This window comes from Micromonospora sp. WMMA1947 (assembly GCF_027497355.1).
Lineage (GTDB): Bacteria > Actinomycetota > Actinomycetes > Mycobacteriales > Micromonosporaceae > Micromonospora.
Window position 1 is genome coordinate 6,272,819 of record NZ_CP114909.1, and the last position, 25,688, is coordinate 6,298,506.

At 74.4% G+C, this 25,688-nt stretch carries 26 protein-coding genes; 19 read left to right on the forward strand and 7 right to left on the reverse strand.

What is annotated here, in order from left to right; translation table 11 throughout:
- The first annotated feature begins 13 nt into the window (after window positions 1-13).
- The 4 genes from O7604_RS29350 (at window position 14) to O7604_RS29365 (ending at window position 3,427) form a co-directional block, all read left to right on the forward strand.
- Window positions 14-1,231, forward strand: a complete 1,218-nt coding sequence (locus O7604_RS29350; RefSeq protein ID WP_269706876.1) for a glycosyltransferase — start codon at window positions 14-16, stop codon at window positions 1,229-1,231.
- Between the two features lie 135 nt (window positions 1,232-1,366).
- Entirely contained in the window at window positions 1,367-2,224 is an 858-nt protein-coding gene (locus O7604_RS29355) for an alpha/beta fold hydrolase (RefSeq protein WP_269700769.1), read from the forward strand.
- Between the two features lie 84 nt (window positions 2,225-2,308).
- Complete coding sequence (locus O7604_RS29360; RefSeq protein ID WP_281578437.1) at window positions 2,309-2,938, forward strand: hypothetical protein; 630 nt, start codon at window positions 2,309-2,311, stop codon at window positions 2,936-2,938.
- A 111-nt stretch (window positions 2,939-3,049) separates the two neighbouring features.
- Complete coding sequence (locus O7604_RS29365) at window positions 3,050-3,427, forward strand: hypothetical protein (protein WP_269700773.1); 378 nt, start codon at window positions 3,050-3,052, stop codon at window positions 3,425-3,427.
- Window positions 3,428-3,431: 4 nt separating this feature from the next.
- Here O7604_RS29365 and O7604_RS29370 read toward each other — a convergent pair whose 3' ends face one another.
- The gene (locus O7604_RS29370; protein WP_281578438.1) at window positions 3,432-3,608 is read right to left on the reverse strand and encodes a GTPase activator; all 177 of its coding nucleotides are present in this window, start codon (window positions 3,606-3,608) and stop codon (window positions 3,432-3,434) included.
- Window positions 3,609-3,668: 60 nt separating this feature from the next.
- Window positions 3,669-4,559 (reverse strand): DUF72 domain-containing protein, encoded by an 891-nt coding sequence (locus O7604_RS29375; protein WP_269700776.1) that lies wholly within the window; start codon window positions 4,557-4,559, stop codon window positions 3,669-3,671.
- Window positions 4,560-4,703: 144 nt separating this feature from the next.
- Between O7604_RS29375 and O7604_RS29380 the strand changes: the two genes are divergently transcribed.
- A complete protein-coding gene (locus O7604_RS29380) occupies window positions 4,704-5,414 on the forward strand; it encodes a hypothetical protein (protein ID WP_281578439.1) in 711 nt (236 codons plus the stop codon).
- A 23-nt stretch (window positions 5,415-5,437) separates the two neighbouring features.
- Window positions 5,438-6,190, forward strand: coding sequence for a Pr6Pr family membrane protein (locus O7604_RS29385; protein ID WP_281578440.1), 753 nt, complete (start codon window positions 5,438-5,440; stop codon window positions 6,188-6,190).
- A 21-nt stretch (window positions 6,191-6,211) separates the two neighbouring features.
- On the opposite strand, the gene O7604_RS29390 is transcribed toward O7604_RS29385, so the two are convergent.
- Together O7604_RS29390 and O7604_RS29395 are read right to left on the reverse strand one after the other, a co-directional pair.
- On the reverse strand, window positions 6,212-8,290 hold the full coding sequence (locus tag O7604_RS29390) for a glycogen debranching N-terminal domain-containing protein (RefSeq protein ID WP_281578441.1): 2,079 nt from the start codon (window positions 8,288-8,290) through the stop codon (window positions 6,212-6,214).
- Window positions 8,287-8,664, reverse strand: a complete 378-nt coding sequence (locus O7604_RS29395) for an SCP2 sterol-binding domain-containing protein (protein ID WP_269700783.1) — start codon at window positions 8,662-8,664, stop codon at window positions 8,287-8,289. The genes O7604_RS29390 and O7604_RS29395 overlap by 4 nt, the downstream gene beginning before the upstream one ends.
- A gap of 121 nt (window positions 8,665-8,785) precedes the next feature.
- Between O7604_RS29395 and O7604_RS29400 the strand changes: the two genes are divergently transcribed.
- On the forward strand, window positions 8,786-9,763 hold the full coding sequence (locus tag O7604_RS29400; protein ID WP_281578442.1) for a glycoside hydrolase family 88 protein: 978 nt from the start codon (window positions 8,786-8,788) through the stop codon (window positions 9,761-9,763).
- Here O7604_RS29400 and O7604_RS29405 read toward each other — a convergent pair.
- Window positions 9,750-10,256 carry a DinB family protein gene (locus O7604_RS29405; protein ID WP_281578443.1) on the reverse strand — a complete coding sequence of 169 codons (507 nt, stop codon included), beginning with the start codon at window positions 10,254-10,256 and terminating at the stop codon, window positions 9,750-9,752. The two genes, O7604_RS29400 and O7604_RS29405, sit on opposite strands and share 14 nt — an antisense overlap.
- 99 nt (window positions 10,257-10,355) lie before the next feature.
- On the opposite strand from O7604_RS29405, the gene O7604_RS29410 reads away from it, so the two are divergent.
- The 12 genes from O7604_RS29410 to O7604_RS29465 all read left to right on the forward strand — a co-directional run bounded on the left by O7604_RS29410 (window position 10,356) and on the right by O7604_RS29465 (window position 23,672).
- A complete protein-coding gene (locus O7604_RS29410) occupies window positions 10,356-10,871 on the forward strand; it encodes a 2'-5' RNA ligase family protein (RefSeq protein ID WP_281578444.1) in 516 nt (171 codons plus the stop codon).
- Between the two features lie 213 nt (window positions 10,872-11,084).
- A complete protein-coding gene (locus O7604_RS29415; RefSeq protein ID WP_269700790.1) occupies window positions 11,085-12,194 on the forward strand; it encodes a hypothetical protein in 1,110 nt (369 codons plus the stop codon).
- A gap of 23 nt (window positions 12,195-12,217) precedes the next feature.
- Window positions 12,218-13,045, forward strand: coding sequence for an MEDS domain-containing protein (locus tag O7604_RS29420; protein WP_281578445.1), 828 nt, complete (start codon window positions 12,218-12,220; stop codon window positions 13,043-13,045).
- A complete protein-coding gene (locus O7604_RS29425) occupies window positions 13,042-14,004 on the forward strand; it encodes an anti-sigma factor RsbA family regulatory protein (protein ID WP_281578446.1) in 963 nt (320 codons plus the stop codon). The genes O7604_RS29420 and O7604_RS29425 overlap by 4 nt, the downstream gene beginning before the upstream one ends.
- 136 nt (window positions 14,005-14,140) lie before the next feature.
- Window positions 14,141-15,610 (forward strand): hypothetical protein, encoded by a 1,470-nt coding sequence (locus O7604_RS29430; RefSeq protein ID WP_281578447.1) that lies wholly within the window; start codon window positions 14,141-14,143, stop codon window positions 15,608-15,610.
- 124 nt (window positions 15,611-15,734) lie between these two features.
- Complete coding sequence (locus O7604_RS29435) at window positions 15,735-16,109, forward strand: hypothetical protein (protein WP_269700798.1); 375 nt, start codon at window positions 15,735-15,737, stop codon at window positions 16,107-16,109.
- Between the two features lie 43 nt (window positions 16,110-16,152).
- Complete coding sequence (gene pip, locus O7604_RS29440) at window positions 16,153-17,157, forward strand: prolyl aminopeptidase (protein ID WP_281578448.1); 1,005 nt, start codon at window positions 16,153-16,155, stop codon at window positions 17,155-17,157.
- On the forward strand, window positions 17,154-17,978 hold the full coding sequence (locus O7604_RS29445) for a metallophosphoesterase (RefSeq protein WP_269700801.1): 825 nt from the start codon (window positions 17,154-17,156) through the stop codon (window positions 17,976-17,978). Before pip ends, O7604_RS29445 begins: the two co-directional genes overlap by 4 nt.
- Entirely contained in the window at window positions 17,975-18,637 is a 663-nt protein-coding gene (locus O7604_RS29450) for a 4'-phosphopantetheinyl transferase superfamily protein (RefSeq protein WP_281578449.1), read from the forward strand. The genes O7604_RS29445 and O7604_RS29450 overlap by 4 nt, the downstream gene beginning before the upstream one ends.
- 92 nt (window positions 18,638-18,729) lie before the next feature.
- Window positions 18,730-20,991 (forward strand): catalase, encoded by a 2,262-nt coding sequence (locus tag O7604_RS29455; RefSeq protein WP_281578450.1) that lies wholly within the window; start codon window positions 18,730-18,732, stop codon window positions 20,989-20,991.
- 86 nt (window positions 20,992-21,077) lie between these two features.
- Window positions 21,078-22,178, forward strand: coding sequence for an L-dopachrome tautomerase-related protein (locus O7604_RS29460; RefSeq protein WP_281578451.1), 1,101 nt, complete (start codon window positions 21,078-21,080; stop codon window positions 22,176-22,178).
- Window positions 22,179-22,298: 120 nt separating this feature from the next.
- The gene (locus O7604_RS29465) at window positions 22,299-23,672 is read left to right on the forward strand and encodes a glycosyl hydrolase family 18 protein (protein WP_281578452.1); all 1,374 of its coding nucleotides are present in this window, start codon (window positions 22,299-22,301) and stop codon (window positions 23,670-23,672) included.
- Between the two features lie 43 nt (window positions 23,673-23,715).
- On the opposite strand, the gene O7604_RS29470 is transcribed toward O7604_RS29465, so the two are convergent.
- The gene (locus tag O7604_RS29470; protein WP_269700806.1) at window positions 23,716-24,693 is read right to left on the reverse strand and encodes a DUF2804 domain-containing protein; all 978 of its coding nucleotides are present in this window, start codon (window positions 24,691-24,693) and stop codon (window positions 23,716-23,718) included.
- Between the two features lie 70 nt (window positions 24,694-24,763).
- Window positions 24,764-25,522: a peptidylprolyl isomerase gene (locus tag O7604_RS29475; RefSeq protein WP_281578453.1), complete on the reverse strand. Its 759-nt coding sequence runs from the start codon at window positions 25,520-25,522 to the stop codon at window positions 24,764-24,766.
- Between the last annotated feature and the right edge of the window lie 166 nt (window positions 25,523-25,688).

The window sequence follows — 25,688 nt, forward strand, 5'->3', positions numbered from 1 at the left end:
GGAGGACGAGAACATGCGCATCGCGATGATTTCCCAGCACGCCAGCCCGCTCGCCGCCCCCGGCGAGGAGGACGCGGGCGGCCAGAACACGCACGTGGCGGAACTCGCGTCCGCGCTCACCGTTGCCGGCCACGACGTCCGCGTCTACACCCGCCGCGACTCCCCGGCGCTGCCCGAGGTGGTCAGCGCGGCGGACGGCTACCAGGTGTGCCACGTGCCGGCCGGTCCCGCCCGGCGGGTGCCGAAGGACGACCTGCTGCCGTACATGGGCGAGTTCGGCAGCCGGCTGGCCGACACCTGGCGGCACGGCGGCTGGACCCCGGACGTGGCGCACGCGCACTTCTGGATGAGCGGACTGGCCACTGTGCACGCCGGCCGCCGCACCGGGGTGCCGACGGTGCTGACGTACCACGCGCTCGGCACCGTCAAGCGCCGTCACCAGAGCACCCGGGACACCAGTCCACCGGGGCGCGCCGGTTACGAGCGGGCACTCGGCCGGGCGGTGGACCGGGTCGTCGTGCAGGGCTCGGACGAGGTCGCCGAACTGGTCCGGATGGGCGTACCCCGGTCCCGGATGGCCCTGGTCCCGTCCGGCGTCAACGAGGCGGTGTTCCGCCCGAACGGTCCGGTCGCGCCCCGCGACCCGGCCCGCCCGCGCATCCTCACCGTCGGGCGGATGGTCGAGCGCAAGGGCTTCCTGGACGTGGTCCGGGCGCTGCCCGCGGTGCCGGACGCGGAGTGTGTGATCGTCGGCGGCCCGCCGGCCCACCTGCTGCCCGCCGACACGTTCGCCCGCCGGCTGTCCGCGCTCGCCGACTCGTGCGGCGTGGCCGACCGGGTACGGCTGCTCGGCGGCGTGCCGCGCGAGGAGATGGCCGCCTGGTACCGGTCGGCGGACGTGCTCGTGGCCGCACCCTGGTACGAGCCGTTCGGGCTCACCCCGTTGGAGGGCATGGCCTGCGGCGTGCCGGTGATCGGCACGAACGTGGGCGGCATCGCCGACAGCGTGGTGGACGGGCTCACCGGCGACCTAGTGCCGCCGCGTGACCCCCGCGCGCTCGGCACCGCGCTGCGCCGGCTGCTCGGCGACAACGTGCGCCGGTTCGCGTACGCCACCGCCGCGCTCGACCGCGTCCGCAGCCGGTACTCCTGGAAACGCTGCGCCGAGCAGCTCGGTGCGGTCTACGGTGCGCTGACCAGCGCGGCCCGGCCCGCACCGGCGGTGGCGTGAGGCGGGCGCGCACCCGCTGCACGCGTGCCGGCCGCGACGCACCGGGGCCGTCGGCCGCCGCGCAGGCGTGCCGGCGCAGCGGACGCGGACACCCCTTACTACCCGTCGGTAGGTTAGGGCCGTAGGCTGGTCCGGGTGAGCGGGGACTACACCCAGGAGTTCGTGGACGTCGACGGCGCACGCATCGGCGTGCAGGTCTACCCGGAGCCGGCCGGTCCGCCCGGCGCGCCGGTGGTGCTGATCTGGCCCGCGATGGGCGTGCGCGCCCGCTACTACCGGCCGTTCGCCGCGGCGCTGCGCGACGCCGGGCTCGCGGTGATCGTCGCCGACCTGCGCGGCACCGGCGAGAGCACCCCGACCCCGTCGCGCGCCTGCCGGTACGGCTACCAGGAGATGGCCACCGACATCGGCGCCGTGCTCGACGCGCTCAAGCCCCGGCTGGACGGCCGTACCCGGCTGCTGCTCGGGCACTCCCTCGGCGGCCAGGTCGCGGTGCTGCACCAGGCGCTGCACGACGCCGACCGGGTGGACGGGCTGGCCCTGGTGGCGGTGGGGCTGCCGTGGTGGCGGCGGTACCCGGGTCTGCGCGGGTGGGGCGTGCTGCCGTACACCCAGGGGATCGCGGCGACGGCCCGGCTCCTCGGCGTCTGGCCCGGCTGGGGCTTCGGCGGCCGACAGGCCGCCGGCGTGATCCGGGACTGGGCGCACACCGCCCGCACCGGCCGGTTCCCGGCGCTGGACGGGGTGGACACGGAGGCCGCCGTGCGGCGGATCCGGACGCCGGTGCTCGCGGTCAGCGTCGACGACGACCAGTACACGCCGCACGAGACGCTCGACCACCTCTGCGAGAAGCTGGCCGAGGCACCCGTGACGAGGCACCGCTACACGGTCGCCGAGGCGGGGGCGCCGCTGGACCACTTCACCTGGGTACGCGCGTCGGCGCCGCTGGCCGCCCGGATCGCCGCGTTCGCGGGCACGCTCCCCCGGCGCTGAGCTCCCGACGGGGAGCCACGCCCGGGCGTGAGTCGCCCGATCGTGGGTATGCCGCACCGCCCGAACACGGCGGAGGGGGATCTGATGTCAGAACGGCACACCACGCTGCGCTCGATGCACGACCTGGGCCTGGCGGCCTGGTTCGGCGGCTCCCTGATGGGGGCGCTGGGCGTCAACGGCGCGGCGGCGCGGATCAACGACACGACCGAGCGGCTGCCGGTGGCCTCGGCCGGGTGGGCGCGGTGGACACCGGTCAACGCGGCGGCGATCGGCGCGCACCTGGCCGGCGCGGTCGGCGAGCTGGTCACCGAGAGCCCGCGCATGGCCCGCCAGGCAGGCGTGGGGAAGATGAGCGCGGTGAAGACCGCGCTGACGCTCGGCGCGCTGGCGGTGACCGGCTACAGCCGGCTGGTGGGCATGCGGCTGGAGAAGGCCGGCGGGCCGCCGGTCGAGGGGACCACCGAGCCCAACCACCACACCCCGGCGAACGTCGCCGCCAGTCAGCGGCAGATGAAGCTGCTCCAGTGGGCGGTGCCGGCGATGACCGGCGCGCTCGTCGTGGTGTCGGCGTACATGGGCGAGCAGCAGAAACCGGGGCAGGTGTTCCGGGGCATGCTGGACCGCGCGGGCGGCATCATGTCGGCGCCGAAGAACATCGGCAAGGTGGCCGCCGTGGGCGCGGCCGGACGTTCCCTGGTCGGGGCCGCCCGTTGACCACCGCGCGGCCGGCGACCCACATCGGGGTGGGTCGCCGGCCGCGCGGTGCACCGGAACCGGACCGGCCGCCGACGGGCGGCGCGGGCACAGCAGCCAGGTGAGGTGACCATGACCAGCAGGAACCGGCCGGGTGCCGGGCGCGGGCCGGAGTCGGCCGCGCCGTGGGGCAGCACCGGCGGCTTCGACGCCGACGCGCCGTGGGGCGCGGGCGACGACGACCCGATGGACGAGGGCAGCGAGGAGACCGCCGTGCCCGAGGGCCGGCTCGGTGAGCGGCGGGCGGCCGGCGCCGGGCCGGGTGGGCCGAAGGCGGGCCGGCACGGGTTCGGAAACGTCGAACCGACCCGGACGCCGGTGGCCGGGCCGGGCGCGCCGCCGGATCCGGCGCCGTCGGGACGGACGTTCCCGGACGACCGCGCGGACGGCGACCTCGGCGACAACGCGCTGGAGGAGGCGACCGGGATGCGCCCGGAGACGCGTCCCTAGGCCGTCAGGAGCCGGTGCCGTCCTCGCCCGGCGCCGACGGCTCGTTGTCCGGCACCGGTGACTCGGCCACCGGGTGCCCGGTGTCGTCCACCAGGCCCGGCGCCATGCTGCCGCCGTGCGCCTCCTCGGCCTCCCGGGTCGCTCGCGGGTCCCGCTCGTCCTCGCCGCGCCGCTGCTCCACAGATCCCCCTTCGCGGTCGTCCATGAACCCGGCGGTACCCGGGAGGCGGCCGGGAAAACCTCAGGCGCGCGCGGCGGCGGGCGCGACGCCGAGCAGGCCGGCCAGGCGGGCGGCGTCCCGCTGGGCCTGGTCGCCGCAGCAGTTGTTCATCAGCACGTGCAGCTCGGCGCAGTCGTCGGCCAGCTCGCGCAGCAGCACCGACCAGTGCCGCAGTTCCTGCTCGCCGTAGGCGTAGCGGAACCGCTCCTGCTTGTCCCCGCTCTCCCAGGCCGCGCTGTGCCCGTGGAACCGGATCACGGCCAGATCGGTGGTGGCGACAAGGACCGGCGGCACCGAGGAGACGTGCCCCTGCGGCATGTCCACACAGGCGTACCCGAGGTCGTGCTCGCGCAGGAACGTCACGGTCTCGGCCATCGCGTCCCCGTCGAACCAGGACGAGTGCCGCAGCTCGACGGTGACCGGCCAGGGACGGCAACGCCGTGCGGCGTCCAGGATCCGCCGCCGGGCCGCCTCACCGCGGGCCAGCCACGGCGGGAACTGCAACAGCACGGCGCCGAGCCGGTCGGCCGCCGCGAGCGGCGCCAGCGCCGCGTGGAACCGGTCCCACAGCTCGTCGTACGCCCCGGCGGGCAGGTCGCGCCAGCGGATCCGGCTCGGGCCGCCGACCGGACGCAGGTCCTTCGGCAACGCGTCGATCGGCGTGTGGTGGCCGGTGAACAGGCGGAACGCCTTGACGTCGAAGGTGAACCCGTCCGGGGTGGCGTCCGCCCACGCCGCGGTGGTCTCCGGCACCGGCACGGCGTAGTACGACGTGTCCACCTCGACCAGTCCGAAGCGCTCGGCGTAGAAGCCCAGCCGGCCGGCTGGCGTGTTCACACCGCGCGGATACCAACCGGAGCGGACCAGCATCTGGTCGGCCCACGAGGACGTGCCCACCTTGATGACACCCATGTAATTCAGTTCACCGCGACCGCCGGACATCGGCAACCGGAGATGCGATCCGGGTCGTGACCGGCGCGGGGTGACCGGGCTCACCAGGGTTCCGCCGGGCCGGGGTGTGACGCGGGGCCGGGTGGCGGCGCTGAGGGTCACGAGATGGACGCATCCGGCCTGGACCAGGAAACCGTCGAGCGGCTGCTCGCCGGGCGCCCCGGCGACACCTCGTCCGCTCCGCCGCGGCTGGTGGCCGTACTGGCCGCGGTCCGGGCCGCGCCCGGCGCGGGCGAACTCGACGGGGAGGCGGCAGCGGTCGCGGCGTTCAGGTCGGGCCGGCGGTCGGGCCGTCGTCGCGGCGCCCGGTTCGGCGTCCCGGCCCGGCTCGGCGTCCGGGTAGCGGTGACCGCGCTCGCCGCGTCCCTGACCGGCGGCGTCGCGCTCGCCGCCACCGGGAACCTGCCGCGCGCCGTCCGCCCGGCGGCGCCGCCGGTCGTCACCGCACCGCCCACGCCGCCGGACCGCCCCAGTCGACCGGCCGTCTCACCGGCGCCCGGGGAACCACAGCCGTCCGAACCGTCCGGCCTGTGCGTCGCGTACCGGGCCGTCGCCGAACCGGAACGGGGCCGCGCCCTGAGCACGCCCGCCTTCGGCGACCTCGTCAGCGCCGCCGGCGGCCGCGACCGGGTGCCGGACTACTGCGCCGGGCTCCTGGGCGACGACGATCCGCCGGGAAAGGCCGGCGACGAGCGGGGCGGCGGCAGGACCGAGCGTCCGGTCCACCCGTCCGGCGGCCCGCCGGGCCCGGACGTGCTCCCGTCGGGGCAGGCCAAGCGGCCGTCCGGCACCCCGCCCGGGCGGCGTACCGGCTGACAACCGGCTGGTAGCTTGCCCCCGTGACCCCCCGGCGCCGTCTACCGGCGATCCTCCTCCGCCTCACCCTGGTGCTCGCCGTGCTGGCCGGCATCGTGCTCACCGCGCTCGGCCCGGCCACGGTGACCGGCCTGCTGCCGTACTTCACCATCCAGAGCAACGTCGCGGTCGGCGTCCTCGCCGGGTACGCCGCCTGGTGCGCGCTGCGCGGCCGGCCGGAGCCGCCGAGCGTCCTCAAGGGAGCGGTGACCCTCTACATCACCATCACCGGCACCGTCTACCACCTGGTGCTGGCCAACCCGGCCAGCCCGTTCGCCATGACCCAGCCGGACCGGCAACCGGGCGAGTGGTGGGGCAACCAGTTCCTGCACACGGTGGTGCCGCTGCTGGCGGTCGCCGACTGGGCGCTGTTCGACAGGCGCGGCTGGCTGCGCCCCCGGTACGCCGCCTGGTGGCTGGTGTTCCCGCTCGGGTACCTCGGGTTCGCGCTGGTACGTGGCCTGATCGTGGACCGCTACCCGTACCCGTTCATCGACGCGGGCGAGCTGGGCTACGCCGGGGTGGCGATCAGCGCGACCGGGTTCGCCGCGGTGTTCTGGCTGCTGGGCCTGCTGTTCGTGGGCGTGGACCGGCTGCTCGCCCGGATCGGGCGCGCCGATCCGTCGGCGGCCGGGCCGGCGCAGCCGCCGATGTCCGAGCCGACCGGGTCCGATCCGGCCGACTCCGGACCGGCCGGGTCCGAGCCGGCGATGCGGGAGACCACCGGCTCGGGCTGAGCGGCCCGTCGGGTCAGCGGGTCAGGCGGCCCGGTGGGCCGGCTCCCCCACGCGCATCCGCCGGCCCGCGCCGCGTTCCCGGCCGTACGAGTCGGCCCGTCCCCACCGGCCCGGCACGTCCAGCAGCTCGATCCGTCCGAAACCGGCCGGGACGGACGGATTCACCAGCAGGTTCTCCCCGCACGGCCGCAGCCCCAGCATGGTCGCCAGCAGCATCAGCAGCCCGCCCGAGGCCCACGACTGCGGTCGCCCGGCGTCCGGCAACTGGACCGGATACTTGGTCAGCGTGCGGGGATAGCCGGCGATGGACTCCGGGACCGAACCGCCGAGCGTCTCCGCCATCGCGAACACGCCGGCGACGACGTCGGCCGCCTCCTCGTCGTAGCCGTACCGCCGCAGGCCCGCCGCGACGATCGCGTTGTCCGACGGCCACACCGCGCCGAGGTGCGCGCCGACCGGGTTGTACGGCAGTTGCCCCTGCGCGTACGTGCGCACGCCCCAGCCGGAGAACAGGTCCTCCCCGCACAGGTGCCCGGCCACCGCGTCGGCCCGGTCCGGCTCCACGATGCCGCTCCACAGCAGGTGCCCGAGGTGCGAGGTGAGCGCGTCGACCGGCTCGCCGTCCGGGGTGAGCGCGAGCGCGTAGTAGCCCCGCTGCGGCAGCCAGAAGTCGCTGTTGAACCGTTCCCGCAGCCGCGCGGCGTCGGCCTCCAGGCGCTCGGCGTAGGCCGGGTCACCCCAGAACTCCCGGGCCAGGCGGGCGCCCCGGATCCGCGCGTCGTACGCGTACCCCTGAAGCTCGCAGGTGGCGCGCGGGTACGGCGGCTGGACGCCGTGCCGGTCGACGATGGCCTCGGGCGAGTTGCGCCAGGTCTGGTTCGCCACCCCGTTGACCGTGTTGCGCGGCAGGTAGCGCAGGTAGCCGTCGCCGCACAGGTCGCCGTACCGGGTCAGCCAGTCCAGCGCCATCCGGGCCGGGTGCCGCAACTCGTGGATCAGGTCGGCGTCGCCGGTCCAGCGTTCGTACTCGTCGAGCAGGATCACGAACAGCGGCGTGGTGTCGGCCGCGCCGTAGTAGAGCGCCGTCGGCTGCTCGTCGAACGCGGCCGCCTCGCCGTACCGCAGCTCGGCGACGATCTTGCCGGGCTCCTCCTCACGCCGGTCGTCGAGCCGGCCGCCCTGCAGCATCGCCAGCATGCGCAGCGTGCCCGGGGTCAGCTCGGGCGTGAACGCGAGCGTCTGGAGGCAGGTGATCAGCGCGTCCCGCCCGTACAGCGTCATCGCCCACGGCATCCCGCCGACCGGCACCCGGTCGGTGTAGGCCAGCGGCATGTAGCGCAGGGCGGCCAGGTCGGTCAGCGCCTGCCGGTACACGGCGGACAGCGCGGGCCGGTCGGCGAACAGGTGCGGCGCCCGGTCGAGCCACCGCTCGAGCTCGTCGCGCATGTCCTGCCGGACGTGCCGGCGGTGCGACTCGATGCCGGCCCGCAGGTCCCGCCCTCCGGCACCCTGGATGATCATGACGACGTGCAGGTCGACGTGCCACTTGCCCTGCGGTTCGACACGGATCCGGAAGGTCATCCCCCGCGGGTCCACCTCGGCCGGGACGGTGCTGGAGACACACGTCTCCCGCGCGAACCGTCCGCGCTCGTACCGGATCCGCAGCCGCTGGTGCTCCGGCTCCGGGACGACCGTCGGGCGCCGCGGGCCGGGCCGCAGGATCTCGGAGGTGTCGGCGAAGTCGGCAGCCATCTCCACCCGCACCGTGTACTGGGCGGGTTCGGCCGAGTGGTTCAGCACCGTGAGGCTCTCGTGGTACGCCTCGTCGATCGAGCGGTGCCGGATCACCGAGACGTCGGCGTCCACGTAGTGGCTGGCCGCGCCGGGCACCAGCACGAAGCGGGTCTCGAAGTAGGTCAGGTCGTCGCGGGACAGCGCGTGCAGCCGCTCGCCGTCGACGGTGAGCACCCAGTGGGACAGGAACCGGGTGTCGAAGGAGAACAGGCCGATCGGGGCGGACGGGTCGCGCTCCATGTCGCCCTGCGCGTCGCTCATCGCGAACGCGTTGCCGGCGACGACGTGGACCAGCTCCTGCCTCATCGGGCCGCCGCCCGCCGGTCGGCCACGTCGCGGGGATCCCGCGCGTCCGGCGGGCCGGGGAAGATCCGGCGCAGCGTCATCAACAGTCTGAGGTCGCCCTGCGCGACGAGGTCGTTGCGCAGCAGCGCGGCGGCCGGGTGCAGGCACCCCGCCGCGATCCGGTCGAACACCTCCCGGTTCGCGCCGACCACCAGGTCGGCCTCGTCGGCCAGGCGGTCCACCCGGACGTCCTGCCGGTCGACGGTCAGGTACCAGTGCTCGGTGTGTCCGTCGTCGCGCAGGTCCAGGCGGATGGTGCCGGAGGTGGTCTCGGGCAGCTCCGGGTGCCGGCCGGCGGTCCCGCGGGTCAGGTGTTCCACGGCCGAGACACTCATCGGGCCTCCTCGTCGGTGGTGCGGCCGACGCCGCTCGTCCCGCAGCGTCCCCGTCCTGGGGGTGAGACGAACTCACCCGGTCCGGGTGAGGCGCGGCGCCGCGGCGGGTATCCCTGCGGCCATGCCGACGACCGGGGACGCCACCGCCGACCGGGTGCTGCTCGCGTTGCTGACCATGCAGCGTGAGTCCTGGGAGCAGGGGATCCTCGGGCAGGCGCTGCTCGACCTGGGCCTGGACGAGGCCGCCGTGCTGGTCGCCGACGCCGCGGTGACCCGGCAACGGCCGGACGGGCGGCTCGGCGAGCCGGCCGGTTCGGTGGGCGCGGTGAACGGCGCCGCCTGCGGCGAGGTGGTCCGGCACGCCGCGCGCAGCACCGGCGACCGGCGGTACGCGGCGGCGCTGGACGCCCAGCTCGACTGGCTGGCCCGCCGGGCGCCGAGGGCGGCCGACGGCACGCTGTTCCACCTGCTCGACGGCCGCCAGGTGTGGGCGGACACGGTCTACATGGTGGTGCCGCTGCTGGCGCTCACCGGCCGGACCGAGGCGGCCGCCGCGCAGGTCGAGGGGCACCGGCGACGGCTGCACGACGCACGTACCGGCCTGTACGCCGCCCGCTGGGACGAGGACCGGGACGAGCTGGACCGGCCCGGGCCCTGGGGCACCGGCAACGGCTGGGTGGTCGCCGGGATCGCCCGCGCGCTGCGGCTCGCGCCGGACCGGCCGGGCGACCTCCGCGCCGAGCTGGCCGGGCACGCCGAGGAGGTGTTGCGCGCCTGCCTCGCGTACCGGGGCGCGGACGGCCTGTTCCCCGACGTGCTGGACGAGCCGGACGCGTTCCGCGAGGCGAACACCGCCCAGCTGCTCGGGTACGCGGCCCTCAGCGGGGTGGCCGACGGGTGGCTGGCCCGGTCGTGGTTCGAGGTCGGGGCGGACCTGCTCGCGGCCGCCGCCCGGGGCATCGACGCGTACGGGCGGGTGACCGGGGTCAGCGGGGCGCCGGACTTCGAGCGCCCCGGTACCTCGCCCGAGGCGCAGGCGTGTCACCTGCTCGGGCACGCCGCGCTGCGCCGGGCCGGTGCGGCACTCAGCGCAGGATGAGCCCGCGCACGTACGCGGCCTGACCGACGTGCTGGAAGTCGTCGTCGAGCACGCTCACCAGCCGCACGCCGAGCGTCACCGGCGGATCCCAGTTCTCGTCCACGATCCGGTCCAGGTCGGCCGCGCTCAGCCCGCGCAGGTACGCGAGGCTCCGGTCCACCACCGCCCGGTGGTAGTCCAGCAGAACGTCGCCGTTCTCGGGGCGTACCGCGGCGATCTGCTCCGGGCCGTGCCCGAAGCCGGTGTCGGCGGGATCGGGCCGCAGGCCGCACTTCGGCGCCCAGTCGCCGGTGGCCCAGAGCTGCGGCTCGCCCATCACGTCGGCCACGTGGTCGTCCTGGATCCGGGTCAGGTGCCAGACCAGCCAGCCGACCGGGTTCGCCCCGTCGGCCGGCGCCTGCCGCAGCTGGGCCGCGTCGAGCCCGTCGAGCGCCCCGGCCACCAGATCGGGCAACCGCCCGTACGCCTCGGTCAGCACGTCCTTCGCGTCCACGCGCGCCTCACTCCCCTGCCGTCTCGTGCGTACCCTCGGGCAGTACCGCGCAGCGTGCCCGGCAAACCTCGGCGCGGGCCCCGCCTCTAGGGTGATCGCGTGGTCGCGGCGCTGGAGCTGTATCTGGACACCGACGCCACCCGGCGGATCCGGGTGCTGTGGGATCTGCTGGAGTCCGACGGGGTGCCGAGCATGCGGTCGCTGCTGGCGCAGCGGCACCGTCCGCACCTCTCGCTGGCGGTCGCGCCCCGCCTGGACCCGCACCGCGTCGCCGAGGCGCTTGCCGGAACCGTGGTGGCCGCGCCGCTGCGGCTGGAGTTCCAGCACGCCGGGCAGTTCCTCGGGCGGGTGCTCTGGCTCGGTCCGGCGCCGACGGCCGAGCTGCTGGCGCACCACGCCGCGGTGCACGAGCGGCTGGCACGGGCCGGCGTCGAGGTGGTGGAGCACTACCGCCCCGGCCGCTGGGTGCCGCACTGCACGCTGTCCATGCGGGTGCCGAACCCGCTGATGGGCGCGGCGGTGCGGCGCTGCCTGGAGGTGCTGCCGCTGACCGCGACGGTGGTCGGCGCGGCGGTGGCCGACCACGCCCGCGACATCTCCCACCCCCTGCCCTGACCACCGGTACGCGCAGGTCCCGCACGATGATCGGCATCGGACCAGGATGTGGGCGGGACAGCTCGGCGGCGAGGCGGGTTTCGCGCCATCTGCGGCCACCCTGACGATCGGGGCCGAACCGACGCAAGCTGGTAAAAGCGCAGGTCAGAGCCATTCTGGCCCCCCGAAGACGTGCGGCCGGAGCGGCAGCGAAGCACGTCGAAGGAGAGCCTCATGGCCGCACCCGTCGTCCGTTCCGTCACCGCCGACCACACCGTCCTGCTGCCCGGGCAGTCGACCACCGTCCGGGTTGACGCCTACCACCCCGACTCCCGGCTGCTGACGCTCGCCGGCCGGGTCAGCGACCCCACCGGCGTCACCTGGGACAGCCCGGTCCGGGTGGACCTGAGCGTCCCGCTGACGATCCAGCTCGCCAGCGCCTCGCCGGGAGTGACAGTCACACCGAGCGGCGCCGAACCGGGCCGCTTCACAGTCACCGTGCTGGCCGGCCGGGGCACGGTGACGCTGACCGCGACGGCGCGTGACGGCGCCGGACGCACCGGCACGGGCACCACCACGCTGACCGTGCCGCTGCTGGTCGGGATGAGCGCCGAGAAGGGGGCGCGGACCCAGCGGGCGGTGGCCGACTACCCGGGCATCCGTTACATGCGCGACTTCGGCACCGACGGCCCGGACGCGGACGCGCTGCCGGAACTGCCCGCGCTGACCACCGGCAAGTTCGCCGACGCGCCCTCGGCCGTCATGCACGTCAGCTGGAAGGACGACGTCGAGCAGCTGGCCGGCTGGCTCGACGGCGTGGCCCGCCCGATCTACCTGACCTGGTACCACGAGCCGATGGGCGACGTGGCACCGGCGACGTACCGGGCGACGGCGAGCCGGGTGACCCAGATCGTGGCCGCGCACCGCAACCGGCGGTGGGTGCTCGGGCACGGGCCGATCGTGACCCGCTACTGGCTCGACGAGGGGCGCGGCAACCCGGCCGACTGGGGCTACCCGGGCATGACCCACTACGGCGTGGACTGCTACTCCCGGGACACGGCCGCGTACTGGCCCGCCTCCCGGATGTTCGGCGTGGCCTTCGGCAAGGTGCGCGCCGCGTACCCGGGGATCCGGCTGCTGGTGCCCGAGTACGGGCTGAGCCGCATCGCCGCGGACACCACCGGCGCGGGCCGGGCGCGGACGATCCGGGAGCACGTCACCTGGCTGCGGCAGCAGAACGACGTGGACGCGATCGCGTACTGGAACAACTGGGCCGAGTTCGAGCTGGGTGACCCGCCACTCGAGGCCACGGCCTGGCGCGATCTCCAGGGGGGCGCGGCATAGACTGCGCCCATGAGGCGGAGCCGGTGACCAGCGGGAGCGTGACGTACCCGGGCTACACCCATGGCTGCCTCGCCTACGACGACCCGGCCACGCTGCGCGCGCTGGCGGTCGAGCAGGTCAGCGCCGGTCTCGCCGCCGGTGAGCAGGTCTGGGTGGTTTGTCCGGAGGATCGCGCCACCGTCGCCGGCTGGCTGGCCTCGGTTCCCGGGGTCGACGCCGCGCGCCGGCGGGACGCGCTCCGGCTTGTTCCCGTCGGCGAGGCGTACCGGCACGACGAGATCGTCGACCCCGGCCGGCAGGTCCGGGCGTACGTGCGGGCCACCACCGAGGCGCTGACCGCCGGGCACACCGGCCTGCGGGTGCTGGCCGAGGCGACGAGCCTGGTCCGCACCACCGCCCAGCGGGACGCGTTCGCCCGCTACGAGCACCGGATCGACCACTGGATGCGGCACCGGCCGATGTCGGCGATCTGCGCCTACGACCGCCGGCAGCTGGACGACGCGGCGATCGCCGAGCTGGCCTGCCTGCACCCGGAGACCAACGCGGACGTGCTGTTCCGGCTGCACGCCGGCGGCGACGACTCGGTGGTGGCGCTGGCCGGCGAGCTGGACCCGTCCAACCACCGGGACTTCGCCGCCGCGCTGGAACGGGCCGACCCGCGGCCGGTGGCGGGCCGGGTCGTGTTCGATGCCGCCGGGCTGCGTTTCGTCGACCACCGCAGCCTGCTGCACCTGCGCGACCACGCCCGCCGGCACGGCGCCGTCGCGGTGCTGCGCACCCCGAGCCGGGTCCCGGCCCGGCTGGTCGACCTGCTCGGCCTGTCCGAGGTACGGGTGGAGGTCGTCGGATGAGGAGCGGCGCGGCCTCCGGCCACGTGGGCTACTTCCACGAGGCGTTCGTCTACGACTCCGACGAGGAGTTCCTGGCGGTGGCGCTGCCGTTCCTGATGGACGGGGTCGCGGCCGGCGAGCCGACGGCGGTGAACCTGGACGAGCGCAACACCGAACTGGTGCGCCGGGCGCTGCCGCCGGGTGCCGATGTGACGTTCCTGCCGGTCGGCGACGTCTACGCCCGGCCCAGCGTCGCCCTGCGCGCCTACCGCGAGCTGCTGGCCTCGTACGTGGCGGCGGGCGCGGCGCAGATCCGGATGGTGGGCGCGCTGCCTCCGGTGCTGCTCGGCGCGACCTGGGACTGGTGGGCGCGTTACGAGTCGGCGATCAACCACGCCTACGACGACTTCCCGCTCTGGGGCATCTGCGCCTACGACCGCCGGGGCACGCCCGCGCACGTGCTCGCCGATGTGGCGCGTACCCATCCGCTGGTGGCGCGGCCGGACGGCGGGCACGAGCCGGCCGGTCTCTACACCGAGCCGACGAGTTACCTGACCGAGTACCGCCCGGCGCCCACGGACCCGGTGCAACGGACCGCGCCGCTGGTCGAGCTGGTCGACCCGACGCCGGCGCGCGCACGCGCGGAGGTCCGCGCCGCCGACCGCGGCCTGCTGCCGCCCGACGGCCTCGACGGCCTGGTCATCGCGGTCAGCGAGGTGGTCAGCAACGCGCTGCGCCACGGCGAACCGCCGGTGCGCCTGCGGTTGTGGCGCGCGCCGGACCGGATCGTGGTGACCGTCCACGATCGGGGGACGGGCCCCAAGGACCCGTACGCCGGGCTGCTGCCGGCCGGTGACGGTTCCGACGGCGGGCTGGGCCTGTGGATCAGCCACCAGAGTTGCGACCATGTGACGTACCACAGGGACGCGGGCGGCTTCACCATCCGTCTGACGGCGGGGAACCCGCACTTCCCGGTCTGACCCCGACGCCGGTCGGCGGGCAGGGGGGCGGGGTGGGGCGAGCCTCGCGCGCGGACGCGGTACCGTAGCGCCTCATCGTGCCCTGCGGGGCGGTCATCCGCCGGCCTGGCGCTGGCGAACCGACGGAGGATGGCGCATGTCCAACGGTGCCGAGCCGTTCGCACCCCATGACGACCTGTCCGCGCGGCCGCGGTTCGACCCCGCGTTGCGCGGCTACGACAAACGCCAGGTGGACCGGTACGTCGAGCAGATCGACGCCGAGGTGAGCGCGCTGACCGCCGCGCGGGACCGGGCGTACGCGCAGGTGCGCGACCTGACCGCGCAGGTGCAGCGGGCACAGGCCGAGGCGGTGGAGCTGCGCGACCGCCCGTCGCCGGTGGACCGGGCGTCCTTCCGCGACCTCGGCCCGATGGTCGACCAGATCCTGGACCTGGCCGAGAAGCAGGCCGGCCAGATCACCGACGTGGCCAACCGGCGCGCGGATGAGGTCCAGGGGCAGGCGGAGAAGCTGCTGGCCGCCGCGCAGGAGCAGGCCGCGCGGGAGCGGCGTGAGCTGGACGAGGAGCTGTCCGCCCGCCGGGCCGAGCAGGACCGGGTGGACGAGGAGCGGCGGGCCGCCGCGCAGGCGGAACTGACCGCCGTGCGGGAGCTGGCGGAGAAGCTGCGCGCCGAGGGCCAGGCCGTGCACGACCGGGCCCAGCAGGAGGCGAAGCGGATCACCGAGCAGAGCGCGCAGCAGGTCGAGCAGGCGCGCTCGGCGTCCGAGGCGCTGGTGAAGGCGGCGCGGACGCAGATCCAGCAGGAGGTCCAGGCCAACCGCAGCAAGGCGCAGCAGGAGCTGGCCCAGTGGCAGGCCACCATGGCCAAGGAGTTGGACGAGCGGCGGGCCGCCGCCGAGCAGGAGCTGGCCGACCGGGCCGCCGCCGCGGAGAAGGACATCGCCGCGCTGGTCGCCGAGGCGCAGCAGTACGCCAACGAGGTCCGGGAGCGGGCCGACGAGGAGACGGCGGCGCACCAGGAGCAGCTGGCCGGCGTACAGCGGGAGATCCAGCAGCGGCAGGAGACGCTGACCGGGCTCAAGGCCGAGCTGGAGGCGGTGTCCCGGCAGCTGGAGGACACCCGCCAGGAGATCGCGACGATCGAGCAGACCGGCGCGGAGCTGGAGGAGCGGCTGGTCGGCGTACGCCGGGACCTGGCGGCGGAGAGCAAGCGGCTGGACGAGGCGCGGCGCGCGGCGGACCTGGCCGAGCAGCACGCCAAGGAGACCCGGGCCCGGGTGCAGCGGGAGGCCAAGCGGGTCGCCGACCTGGCCGCGGCGGCGGTCATGGCGGCCGCGGCGGGCGGCGGCGAGACCGCCGAGTACCCACAGGTGTCGGTTCGCCCGGCGATCGCCGTCCCGGCCGAGGTGGCGCCCCGGGCCGTGGACGGGCGGACCGAGCCGGACGCGATCGAGCCGGACCGGTCGGAGCCGCCGGCCATCGAGCCCTTCGTCGAGCGGCTGGACGGGCCGAGCTTCGACGCGTTCGCGGTCCGCACGCCGGCCCCGCGCGGGGTGCCCGAGGCGGAGACCACGGGTACGGACAACGGCGTACCGGCGACCGCCTGAGCGTTCGGTGCCGCCGGCCCGGGCCGGGCCGGCGGCACCGCGTCTTGCTCATCGAGCTTGCTCTATGCAAATATTTGGATCGTTCTGCTGGTGCATCTCGATCCTTTTGCGGGAGTTGACGGGCATGCGGAAGATCTCCTCCATCGGCGCCTCCGTCGTCCTGACCGTCGCCGCGGCGGGCGCCGTGCTGGTCGGTTCGGCCGGACCGGCGAGCGCCGGATGCAGCCACTCGCACTCCAACGTGGACAGCAAGTTCGGCCAGCTGTTCAACGCCACGAACGTCAACATCCGCACCGGCCCGCACACCACCTGCGGGTCGGTCGGGTACGGCCAGCTCAGCCACACCGTCGACTTCCACTGCTTCGCCAGCGGCGACCGGGTCACCGCGAACGGCCACACCACCTACACCTGGACCTACCTGCGCGACGTCACCACCGGCAAGTCCGGCTGGGTCGCAGACGCGCTGCTGGACAACCTCGGCGGCAACGTCGCCTGCTGACCGGGACCACCGGGAGGCCCCTCGGCGGGCAGAATGAGCGGGCATGACCGGCCTGCACCCGCCCGTCGAGCCGTACGCCACCCACCGGATCCCCGTCGGTGACGGCCACGTCCTGTACGTGGAGGAAGTCGGCCGGCGCGACGGCGTACCCGTGGTGTTCCTGCACGGCGGGCCCGGCGGCGGCCTGGTGCCCGCGGCCCGCCGGTTCTTCGACCCCGCACGCCACCGGACCGTGCTGTTCGACCAGCGCGGCGCCGGCCGCAGCACCCCGCACGGCGAGGTGCGCGCCAACACCACCTGGCATCTGGTGTCCGACCTGGAGACCATCCGCCAGCGGCTGGGCATCGGCTCCTGGCTGGTGTTCGGCGGGTCGTGGGGCACCACGCTCGGCCTGGCGTACGCGCAGGCGCACCCGCGGCGGGTGACCGGCCTGGTCCTGCGCGGTGTGCTGCTGCTGCGGCGCGGCGAACGGGACTGGTTCTACCAGGGCGGGCTGCGCCACCTCCAGCCCGAGGAGTGGGAGCGGTTCGTCGCGCCGATCCCGGCGGACGAACGCGACGACGTGCTGGCCGCGTACCACAGGCGGCTGCACGGCCCGGACGAGGCGCGGGCCCGGGAGTACGCGCGGGCCTGGGGCCGGTGGGAGGCGGTCAACTCGTCGCTGCGGCCCGACCCGGAGATGCTCGCCCACTTCACCGCCGACGAGCACGCGCTGCCGGTGGCCCGGATCCTGTCGCACTACGCGGTGAACGGCGGCTTCCTGACCGAGGGCCAGTTGCTCGACGGCGTGGATCGGATCCGGCACCTGCCCGCCGTGATCGTCAACGGCCGCTACGACCTGTGCTGCCCGCCGGTGTCCGCGTACGACCTGGCCCGCCGGTGGCCGGAGGCGACGCTGCGGATCGTGCCGGAGGCCGGGCACTCCGCCGCCGAGCCGGCCGTGACCCGGGAGGTGCTGCGCGCGCTCGACGAGGTGACCGCGCGGGTGGAGAGCCCGGCCGGCGAGCCTGGTCATCCGGAAGCGCCGCTGGCAGGATCGGCCGGGTGACGGGTGCGCTGTACGCGGTCAGTGACCTCCACGTGTCGTACGCGGAGAACCGCGCGGTGGTGGACGGCCTGCGACCGGAGACGGCGGACGACTGGCTGATCGTGGCCGGTGACGTCGGCGAGGTCTTCGCCGACGTGGAACGGACGCTGCGGCTGCTGCGCGACCGGTTCGCGCGGGTGGTGTGGGCGCCGGGCAACCACGAGCTGTGGACCCACCCGAAGGACCCGGTGACGTTGCGCGGCGTGGCCCGCTACGACGCCCTCGTCGCGATGTGCCGCGAGCTGGGCGTGCTGACCCCGGAGGACGACTACCCGGTGTGGCGGGGCGCGGGCGGGCCGGTCACCGTGGCGCCGCTGTTCCTGCTCTACGACTACTCGTTCCGCGCCCCCGGCACCGCGACCAAGGAGGAGTCGCTGCGCGCGGCGTACGACGCCGGTGTGGTGTGCACCGACGAGATGCTGCTGCACCCCGACCCGTACCCGGATCGGGAGTCCTGGTGCGCGGCGCGGCTGGAGGTGACCCGGCGGCGGCTGGAGGCCACCGACCCGGCGCTGCCCACGGTGCTGGTCAGTCACTGGCCGCTGGTGCGGCAGCCCACCGAGGTGCTCTGGTTCCCGCAGTTCGCGCAGTGGTGCGGCACCGACCGGACGGCCGACTGGCACGTACGCCACCGCGCCGCCGTCGCGATCTACGGCCACCTGCACATTCCCCGCACCACGCACTACGACGGCGTGCGGTTCGAGGAGGTCTCGCTGGGCTACCCGCGCGAGTGGCGGCGCCGGGGCGGCGAGCCGGCGCCGATGAAGCGGATCCTCGGATGATCGGCACGCTGCTGCCGGCCGGGGCGATGGCCGTGGAGGCGTTCGCCGACCGGCCGGGCGAGACGCCGTACCCGGGCGAGGAGGACCTCGTGGCCCGCGCGGTGGCCACGCGCCGCCAGGAGTTCGTCACGGCCCGGCGCTGCGCGCGGGAGGCGCTGGCCCGCCTCGGGTACGCCCCGGCGCCGATCCGCCCCGGGCCCCGCCGGGAGCCGGTCTGGCCGGCCGGCGTGGTGGGCAGCATCACCCACTGCACCGGCTACCGGGCGGCGGCGGTGGCCCCGGCCGGGGCGCTGGCCGGTCTGGGCATCGACGCGGAGCCGCACGAGCCGCTGCCCGACGGGGTGGCCGGGGTGGTCACCGTGGCGGGCGAGCCGGAGCGGCTGGCCGCGCTGCGCGCCGCCGACCCGGCGACGCACTGGGACCGGCTGCTGTTCAGCGCCAAGGAGTCGGTCTACAAGGCGTGGTACCCGCTGACCGGGCGCTGGCTCGGGTTCGAGGAGGCGGAGCTGACCTTCGACCGGGACGGCCGGTTCACCGCCCGGATCCTGGTCGACGGCACCCGCGCCGACGGCGGCCCGCCGCTGGACGTCCTGGACGGCCGCTGGCTGGTAGACGGTGGGCTGCTGCTCACCGCCGTGGCCGTACCGCACCGGTCCTGACCAGCGATACCGCGATTGTTCCGGTTTGCCCGCCCCGAGCTGGGGTAGGGCCGAAGGGGCCTGGACATTTAGCTGTAGGAGGACAGGTCCTGATGGAATCCAGCAAGCCCGCCCAGATCGTCAAGGGTGTCGTCGAAGCCGCCGTCGAGAAGGTCGGTGACGCGCTGACTCCGGACGTGCCCGGCGCTCCCGGCAGCGCGCCGCCACCGCTGGAGGAGCCGACCACGCCGCACGGCCCGCTGCCGCCCAAGGCCGAGCAGGGCGCGCCGGACACCCGGACCCCGACCGGCGCCGAGACCGGCGTGCCGAAGATCGCCAAGGGGCAGCAGGGCGCGTACCTCACCACGGCCAACGGGGCCCGGCTGCGCGACACCGACCACTCGCTCAAGGCCGGTCCGCGCGGCCCGGTCCTGCTCCAGGACCACCACCTGCGGGAGAAGATCACCCACTTCGACCACGAGCGGATCCCGGAGCGGGTGGTGCACGCCCGGGGCGCCGGTGCGCACGGCACGTTCGTCGCGTACGGCACCGCCGAGGAGGTGACCCGGGCCGGGTTCCTGAAGAAGGGGCGGGAGACGCCGGTCTTCGTCCGCTTCTCCACCGTGCTGGGCTCGCGCGGCTCGGCCGACACGGTCCGCGACACCCGGGGCTTCGCCACCAAGTTCTACACCGACGAGGGCACGTTCGACCTGGTCGCCAACAACATCCCGGTGTTCTTCATCCAGGACGCGATCAAGTTCCCGGACGTCATCCACGCGGGCAAGCCGCACCCGGACCGGGAGATCCCGCAGGCGCAGAGCGCGCACGACACGTTCTGGGACTTCGTCTCGCTGCACACCGAGGCGCAGCACCACACCATCTGGAACATGTCCGACCGGGGCATCCCGCGGTCCTACCGGACCATGGAGGGCTTCGGCGTGCACACGTTCCGCATGGTCGACGAGGCCGGGGCGACGGTGCTGGTCAAGTTCCACTGGAAGCCGAAGCTGGGCGTGCACTCCCTGACCTGGGAGGAGGCACAGCTGATCGGCGGCATCGACCCCGACTACCACCGCCGCGACCTGTACGACGCGATCGAGGCCGGCGCGTACCCGGAGTGGGAGCTGGGCATCCAGGTCTTCCCGGACACGCCGGAGGAGACGTTCGCCGGGATCGACCTGCTCGACCCGACGAAGATCGTGCCGGAGGAGCTGGCGCCGGTGCAGCCGATCGGCAAGCTCACGCTGAACAAGACGCCGCGGAACTTCTTCGCCGAGACCGAGCAGGTGGCGTTCCACGTCGGGCACCTGCCGCCGGGCATCGACGTGACGAACGACCCGCTGCTGCAGGGCCGTCTCTTCTCGTACGTGGACACGCAGCTCACCCGCCTGGGCGGCCCGAACTTCACCCAGATTCCGATCAACCGGCCGCACGCCGACGTCAACGACATGCTGCGTGACGGCTTCCACCAGCACGCGGTGCACGCCGGGGTGGCGCCGTACCGGCCGAACTCGCTCGACGGCGGCAACCCGTTCCCGGCCGGCGACCGGGAGCACGCGTTCGTGGACACCCCGGTGACGGTGGCCGAGGCGCCGAAGGTGCGTGCCTCGCCGGCCTCCTTCGACGACCACTACAGCCAGGTACGCCTGTTCTGGCAGAGCATGTCGCCGGTGGAGAAGGAACACATCATCCGGGCGTACACGTTCGAGCTGGGCAAGTGCTACCACCAGGCGATCAAGGAGCGGCAGCTCCAGTGCCTGGCGAACGTGGACCCGGTGCTGTGCGAGCAGGTGGCGATCGGTCTGGGCCTGCCCGTGCCGCAGCCCACCGTGCCGCTGGCGGAGGTGCAGCCCAGCCCGGCGCTGTCCCAGGTGGGCCGGGAGTGGCCGGCCGACGGCCGGATGGTCGGCATCGTGGTCGACGCCCAGGCCGGCCTGGACGACGTGCACGAGGTACGCCGGGCGGTGGCCGCCGCCGGCATGGTGCCGTTGCTGATCGCCGCGCACGGCGGCACCGTCGACGGGCTGCCGGTGCAGCGCACGTTCGCCACCGGCCGCTCGGTCGAGTTCGACGCGGTGCTGCTGGCCGGCGCCCCGGCCCCGGCGCCGGATGCGCTGCCGGCCCGCGACGCCAAGGCCGGCGCACCGGGCGGGGCCACCGTCGACCCGCGGGTGCTCCTGCTGGTCGAGGAGGCGTGGCGGCACGCCAAGGTGATCGGCGCCTGGGGCGCCGGTGCCGAGGTGCTGAACCAGGCCGGCGTCACCGGCACGCCCGGCGTGGTCACCGGTGGTTCCGGTGCCGAGGTGCTCGCCGAGGTGCAGCGGCTGATGGCGGCGCACCGGGTCTGGGAGAGGTTCCCGGCCTCGGTCGCCTGATCTCGTCGAAGTGCGTGGGGCGGTCCCGGATCCGGGACCGCCCCACGCCCACGTTTGCCGCGGCCCCGCCCGGGAACGAGCAGTGGATGAACGGGCCTGTGGCCGACGAACCGGTCGGCGAGCTGGAACTGGTGCACACCTTCACCGGGGCGATGCCGACCGGGGTGAGCGTGTCGCACACCGGCCGGATCTTCGTCAACTTCCCGAAGTGGGGCGACGAGGTGCCGGCCACGGTGGTCGAACTGCGCGACGGCCGTGAGGTGCCGTTCCCCGATCAGGGCTGGAACGACCCGTCCGGCGACGACGACGCGGGCGCGTTCGTCTCGGTGCAGAGCATCGTGGTCGACCCGGCCGACCGTCTCTGGGTGCTCGACACCGGCAGCCCGATGTTCCAGCCCACGAAGCCGGGCGGGCCGAAGCTGGTCCGCGTCGACCTGGACACCGACGCCGTCGGACAGGTGATCACGTTCCCGGCCGACGTGGCGCTGCCCACGACGTACCTCAACGACGTCCGGTTCGACCTGCGCCGCGGCGAGGCGGGTCTGGCCTACATCACCGACTCCTCCGACTCCGGTCCGAACGGCCTCATCGTGGTGGACCTCGCCACCGGGGAGTCCTGGCGCCGGCTGCACGAGCATCCGTCCACCAAGGCCGAACCGCTGTCGGCGTTCCGGCCGGTGGTGGAGGGGCGGCCGTTCCTGCAACGCCCGGCGGACGGGCCGGCGAAGCCGGTCTCGATGGGTTCGGACGGCATCGCGATCTCCGCCGACGGCGCCCGGCTGTACTACTGCCCGCTCGCCTCGCGCCGCTGGTACAGCGTGGCCACCGACGCGCTGGCCGACCGGTCGCTCGGCGACGAGCAGGTCGCCGCCACGGTGGTGGACGAGGGCGACAAGGGCACCGGCTCCGACGGTCTGGAGACCGACGACTCCGGGGCGCTCTACCTGACCGCGTACGAGCACAACGCGGTGCTGCGGCGCCGCCCGGACGGGGAGTTCGAGACAGTGGTGCACGATCCGCGCCTGCAGTGGCCGGACACCATGTCGGTCGCCGTCGACGGCCACCTCTACGTCACCGCGAACCAGTTGCACCGGCAGGCGACCTACCAGGGTGGACGTGATCTGCGGCGCAAGCCGTACGCGCTGTTCCGGGTGCCGATCGGTGCCGGGCCGGTACTGCTGCGCTGACCGAGGGCGCATGCCGCGTCACGTATCGAAGTGTGTCGTTGACGGCTTAGTTAATACTCTTTAATATTCGGGCCACCTCGAGGAACACCCCATCCGCCCCCGTCCCCGGGAAGGCCCTCGATGCCCAGACCTCACCTCCGGCGGCGCCTGGCCGCCGGTGCGCTCGCGCTGGCCACCACCGCCGCGACGCTCACACTCGCCCCCACCGCCGCCGAGGCGGTGGTGCTGCCGAACAACTTCAAGAGCGTCGGCTACATGCCCTCCTGGAGCGGCAACGTCAACACCATCCAGTACGGCAAGCTCACCCACATCAACTACGCGTTCGTGCTCCCCAACGGCGACGGCAGCCTGCGCCCGGTGGAGAACCCGAGCAAGCTCTCCTCACTCGTGTCGCTCGGGCACGCCAACAACGTCAAGGTCTCCATCGCCGTCGGCGGCTGGAACGACGGCGACGACTCCGCGTTCGAGGCGCTCGCCGCCAACTCCGGCACGCGCACCGCCTTCGTCAACAACCTGATCGCCTTCGTCAACCAGTACAACCTCGACGGCGTCGACATGGACTGGGAGTACCCCGACCCGGGCGCCTCGGCGAACAACTACACGCTGCTCATGCAGCAGCTCGGCAGCGCCCTGCACAGCCGCGGCAAACTGCTCACCGCCGCCGTGGTCTCGGAGGGCTACTACGTCGACGGCGTGCCCACCGCCGTCTTCGGCTCGGTGGACTGGCTGAACATCATGGCGTACGACGGCGGCAGCCCGCACGCCAACTACGACTGGTCGATCGCCAGCATCAACAGGTGGAAGTCGCGCGGCCTGCCCGCCGCCAAGGCGGTGCTGGGCGTGCCCTTCTACAGCCGGCCCGGCTACTACACCTACTCCGCGCTGGTCGGCATGGACCCGGCGAACGCCAACCGGGACTGCACCACAGTGGGTGGCGCGCAGCAGTGCTACAACGGCGTACCGACGGTGAAGCGCAAGACCCAGTGGGCCATGGCGAACGCCGGCGGGATGATGAACTGGGAGCTGTCGCAGGACACCACCGGTTCGACCTCACTGGTCAGCGCGATCTACGACACCCTCACCGGCGGCGGCAACCCGCCGCCGTCCGGGCGTACCGGGCCGATCACCGGCATCGGCGGCGCCTGCGTGGACGTCGCGGCCGCGAGCACCGCGAACGGCACCGCGATCCAGCTGTACGGCTGCAACGGCACCGCCGCGCAGAGCTGGACCGTCGCCGGTGACGGCACGCTGCGCGCTCTGGGCAAGTGCCTGGACGTGACGAGCGCCGGCACCGCGAACGGCACCACGATCCAGCTCTGGGACTGCAACGGCACCGGGGCCCAGGTCTGGGCGGCCCAGAGCAACGGCACGCTGCGCAACCCGGCGTCGGGCCGCTGCCTGGACGCCACCGGCAACAGCTCCGCCAACGGCACCCGGCTGCAGATCTGGGACTGCTTCGGCGGCGCGAACCAGGTCTGGCGGCTGCCGGCCTGAGCGGGCGTCCCCGCCGGGCGGCCCGGCCCGGCGGGGACCGGCCTCACCAGCGGTTGCGGGCCTCCTCGGCCCAGCCGACCAGGCCGTCCAGATCCACGCGCTCGCCGTCGTCGGTCGCCGCCCAGCCGGTGAAGTGCCCGAAGCACTGGTGCGTCTCGCCGGCCAGCACGAGCAGGTTGGTACGCGCCACCCGCTCGTGGAACGGGTGGAACGTCACGTCCACCCGGTCGCCGGTGATCCGCCACGGCCGCAGCCAGTCGGCGGTGTCGTACTCCCAGGTCAGATCGGCGCCGATCTTGTGCAGCCGCCCGTCGACGAAGACCGCGTTCTCGGTCGAGCCGGTGCCGTCGGTCCACTTGCCGCCGAGCTGGATCGACCGGCCCGGCCCGCTGCCGGCCGCCCAGTTCCACCGCACCGCGTACCGCCACTTGCCCCGGCCGTGGTCGAGCGCCGCGTACGACCCCTCCCCCACCGGGTACGCCGTGCCGTCCACGGTGATCGTGCCGTGCACCGGCCGGCCGATGTCCTTGACCGTGTACTGGAACCGTCGGGTACTCCACGGCACCACCACGCCGAGCGACTCGTGCCCCGCCGGCAGCGGCACGGTCAGGTCCACCTCGACGCCCGGCGCGGTCGCCCGCACGGTGCTGCCGTCCGGGCCCTGGTCCACCGCGACGGTCAGCTTCCCGCCCCGGGCCCGGACCGGACCGGCGCCGCTGACCGGCGGCAGCACGGTACCCCGGGCGAGCGGCACCACCGCCTCCGCAGTCGTCTCCCGGCCGGTGCTCCGGTCGAGCAGGTAGAGGCTCTGCACCCCGGCGTAGTCGAGCGACGACACGACCAGGCCGAGGATGTGCGTCGGTGTGACCACACCCCAGTGCTCCCACCGCTTGGCCCGGCCCCAGCCGCGCAGGTTCGCCCGGTGCAGCGGCCGGCGGCTCCAGCCGACCGCGTCCGGGTTCAGCCGCCCGTCCGGCCGGCACAGGTCGACCGGCTCGGTGATCTCCCGCTCATGCGTCATCGCCGCAGGCTACCGGCGGCGACGCGGGCCCGGCGGGCGGCCTCGGCAGCCGTCCCGCCGGGCCGTTACGTCAGCGGCCCTGCTTGGCGCGGCAGATCTCCACCGGCACCGCCGGGGCGCCGTCGACCGGCGCCGGATCCTCCGGGGTGGGCGCGATGCCGCCGGCCGAGATCCGGTCCAGCGTGGCCAGCCCGGCCGCGTCGACCTGGCCGAACACCGTGTAGTTGGGGCGCAGCGCCGAGTCGGCCTGGACCAGGAAGAACTGGCTGCCGTTGGTGTCCGGGCCGGCGTTGGCCATGGCCAGGGTGCCGCGCGCGTACAGGCGGCGTACACCGGTCGGGTCGGTCGGCGCGGGCGGCAGGTCGGTGGGCAGCTCGTCGCGGTACCGGTAACCAGGACCGCCCGAGCCGGTGCCGGACGGGTCGCCGCACTGCAGCACGGTCAGCGTCGGGTACGCGGTGAGCCGGTGGCAGGGCGTCCGGTCGTAGAAGCGCTTGCGGACCAGGTGCAGGAAGCTCTGCACGGTGCACGGCGCCTGCTCGCGGTCCAGCGTCAGCCCGATCGGCCCCTGGTTGGTGCGCAGCGTGACCCGCACGGTGCCCCGGTCCGGCGTACGGCGCGGGTCCGGCGGCAGCGACACCGGCCGGGCGGCCGGCTCGTCCGGCGTCGGCGTGTACGCGCACGGCCCCTTGGTGGGCGCGGGGTCGGCGGGCGGCGCCGCGGTCGCGGCGACACCGGCGGCGGCGACGATCGTCGCGGCGGCCACGCTCACCCCGGCGAGGCGGGCCAGCAGGGGTAAGGCGGCGTGCGTTCGGGTTTCGCTCGACACGGTGGTCCTCCCTGGACTCGTGGTACCAGAACGACCGGAGTCTATGGATCAGGTCATCCGATGTCGACGCGGGCGCTCGGCGGGTCGAAAGTCGGTTGCCGGCCCGCGCCGCTTCCGAGAAGGTGATCGGCATGACGTTCTGACGGATCGCACCCAGCCCGCAGGC

Bases quoted from the DNA above. Each gene is read 5' to 3' on its own strand.
- O7604_RS29390 (WP_281578441.1), bottom strand. From the start codon at position 8,290: ATGAGGCAGGAGCTGGTCCACGTCGTCGCCGGCAACGCGTTCGCGATG.
- O7604_RS29375 (WP_269700776.1), bottom strand. From the start codon at position 4,559: ATGGGTGTCATCAAGGTGGGCACGTCCTCGTGGGCCGACCAGATGCTG.
- O7604_RS29400 (WP_281578442.1), top strand. From the start codon at position 8,786: ATGCCGACGACCGGGGACGCCACCGCCGACCGGGTGCTGCTCGCGTTG.
- O7604_RS29450 (WP_281578449.1), top strand. From the start codon at position 17,975: ATGATCGGCACGCTGCTGCCGGCCGGGGCGATGGCCGTGGAGGCGTTC.
- O7604_RS29350 (WP_269706876.1), top strand. From the start codon at position 14: ATGCGCATCGCGATGATTTCCCAGCACGCCAGCCCGCTCGCCGCCCCC.
- O7604_RS29460 (WP_281578451.1), top strand. From the start codon at position 21,078: ATGAACGGGCCTGTGGCCGACGAACCGGTCGGCGAGCTGGAACTGGTG.
- O7604_RS29415 (WP_269700790.1), top strand. From the start codon at position 11,085: ATGGCCGCACCCGTCGTCCGTTCCGTCACCGCCGACCACACCGTCCTG.
- O7604_RS29435 (WP_269700798.1), top strand. From the start codon at position 15,735: ATGCGGAAGATCTCCTCCATCGGCGCCTCCGTCGTCCTGACCGTCGCC.
- O7604_RS29455 (WP_281578450.1), top strand. From the start codon at position 18,730: ATGGAATCCAGCAAGCCCGCCCAGATCGTCAAGGGTGTCGTCGAAGCC.
- O7604_RS29360 (WP_281578437.1), top strand. From the start codon at position 2,309: ATGTCAGAACGGCACACCACGCTGCGCTCGATGCACGACCTGGGCCTG.
- O7604_RS29365 (WP_269700773.1), top strand. From the start codon at position 3,050: ATGACCAGCAGGAACCGGCCGGGTGCCGGGCGCGGGCCGGAGTCGGCC.
- pip (WP_281578448.1), top strand. From the start codon at position 16,153: ATGACCGGCCTGCACCCGCCCGTCGAGCCGTACGCCACCCACCGGATC.
- O7604_RS29465 (WP_281578452.1), top strand. From the start codon at position 22,299: ATGCCCAGACCTCACCTCCGGCGGCGCCTGGCCGCCGGTGCGCTCGCG.
- O7604_RS29395 (WP_269700783.1), bottom strand. From the start codon at position 8,664: ATGAGTGTCTCGGCCGTGGAACACCTGACCCGCGGGACCGCCGGCCGG.
- O7604_RS29430 (WP_281578447.1), top strand. From the start codon at position 14,141: ATGTCCAACGGTGCCGAGCCGTTCGCACCCCATGACGACCTGTCCGCG.
- O7604_RS29425 (WP_281578446.1), top strand. From the start codon at position 13,042: ATGAGGAGCGGCGCGGCCTCCGGCCACGTGGGCTACTTCCACGAGGCG.
- O7604_RS29470 (WP_269700806.1), bottom strand. From the start codon at position 24,693: ATGACGCATGAGCGGGAGATCACCGAGCCGGTCGACCTGTGCCGGCCG.
- O7604_RS29380 (WP_281578439.1), top strand. From the start codon at position 4,704: ATGGACGCATCCGGCCTGGACCAGGAAACCGTCGAGCGGCTGCTCGCC.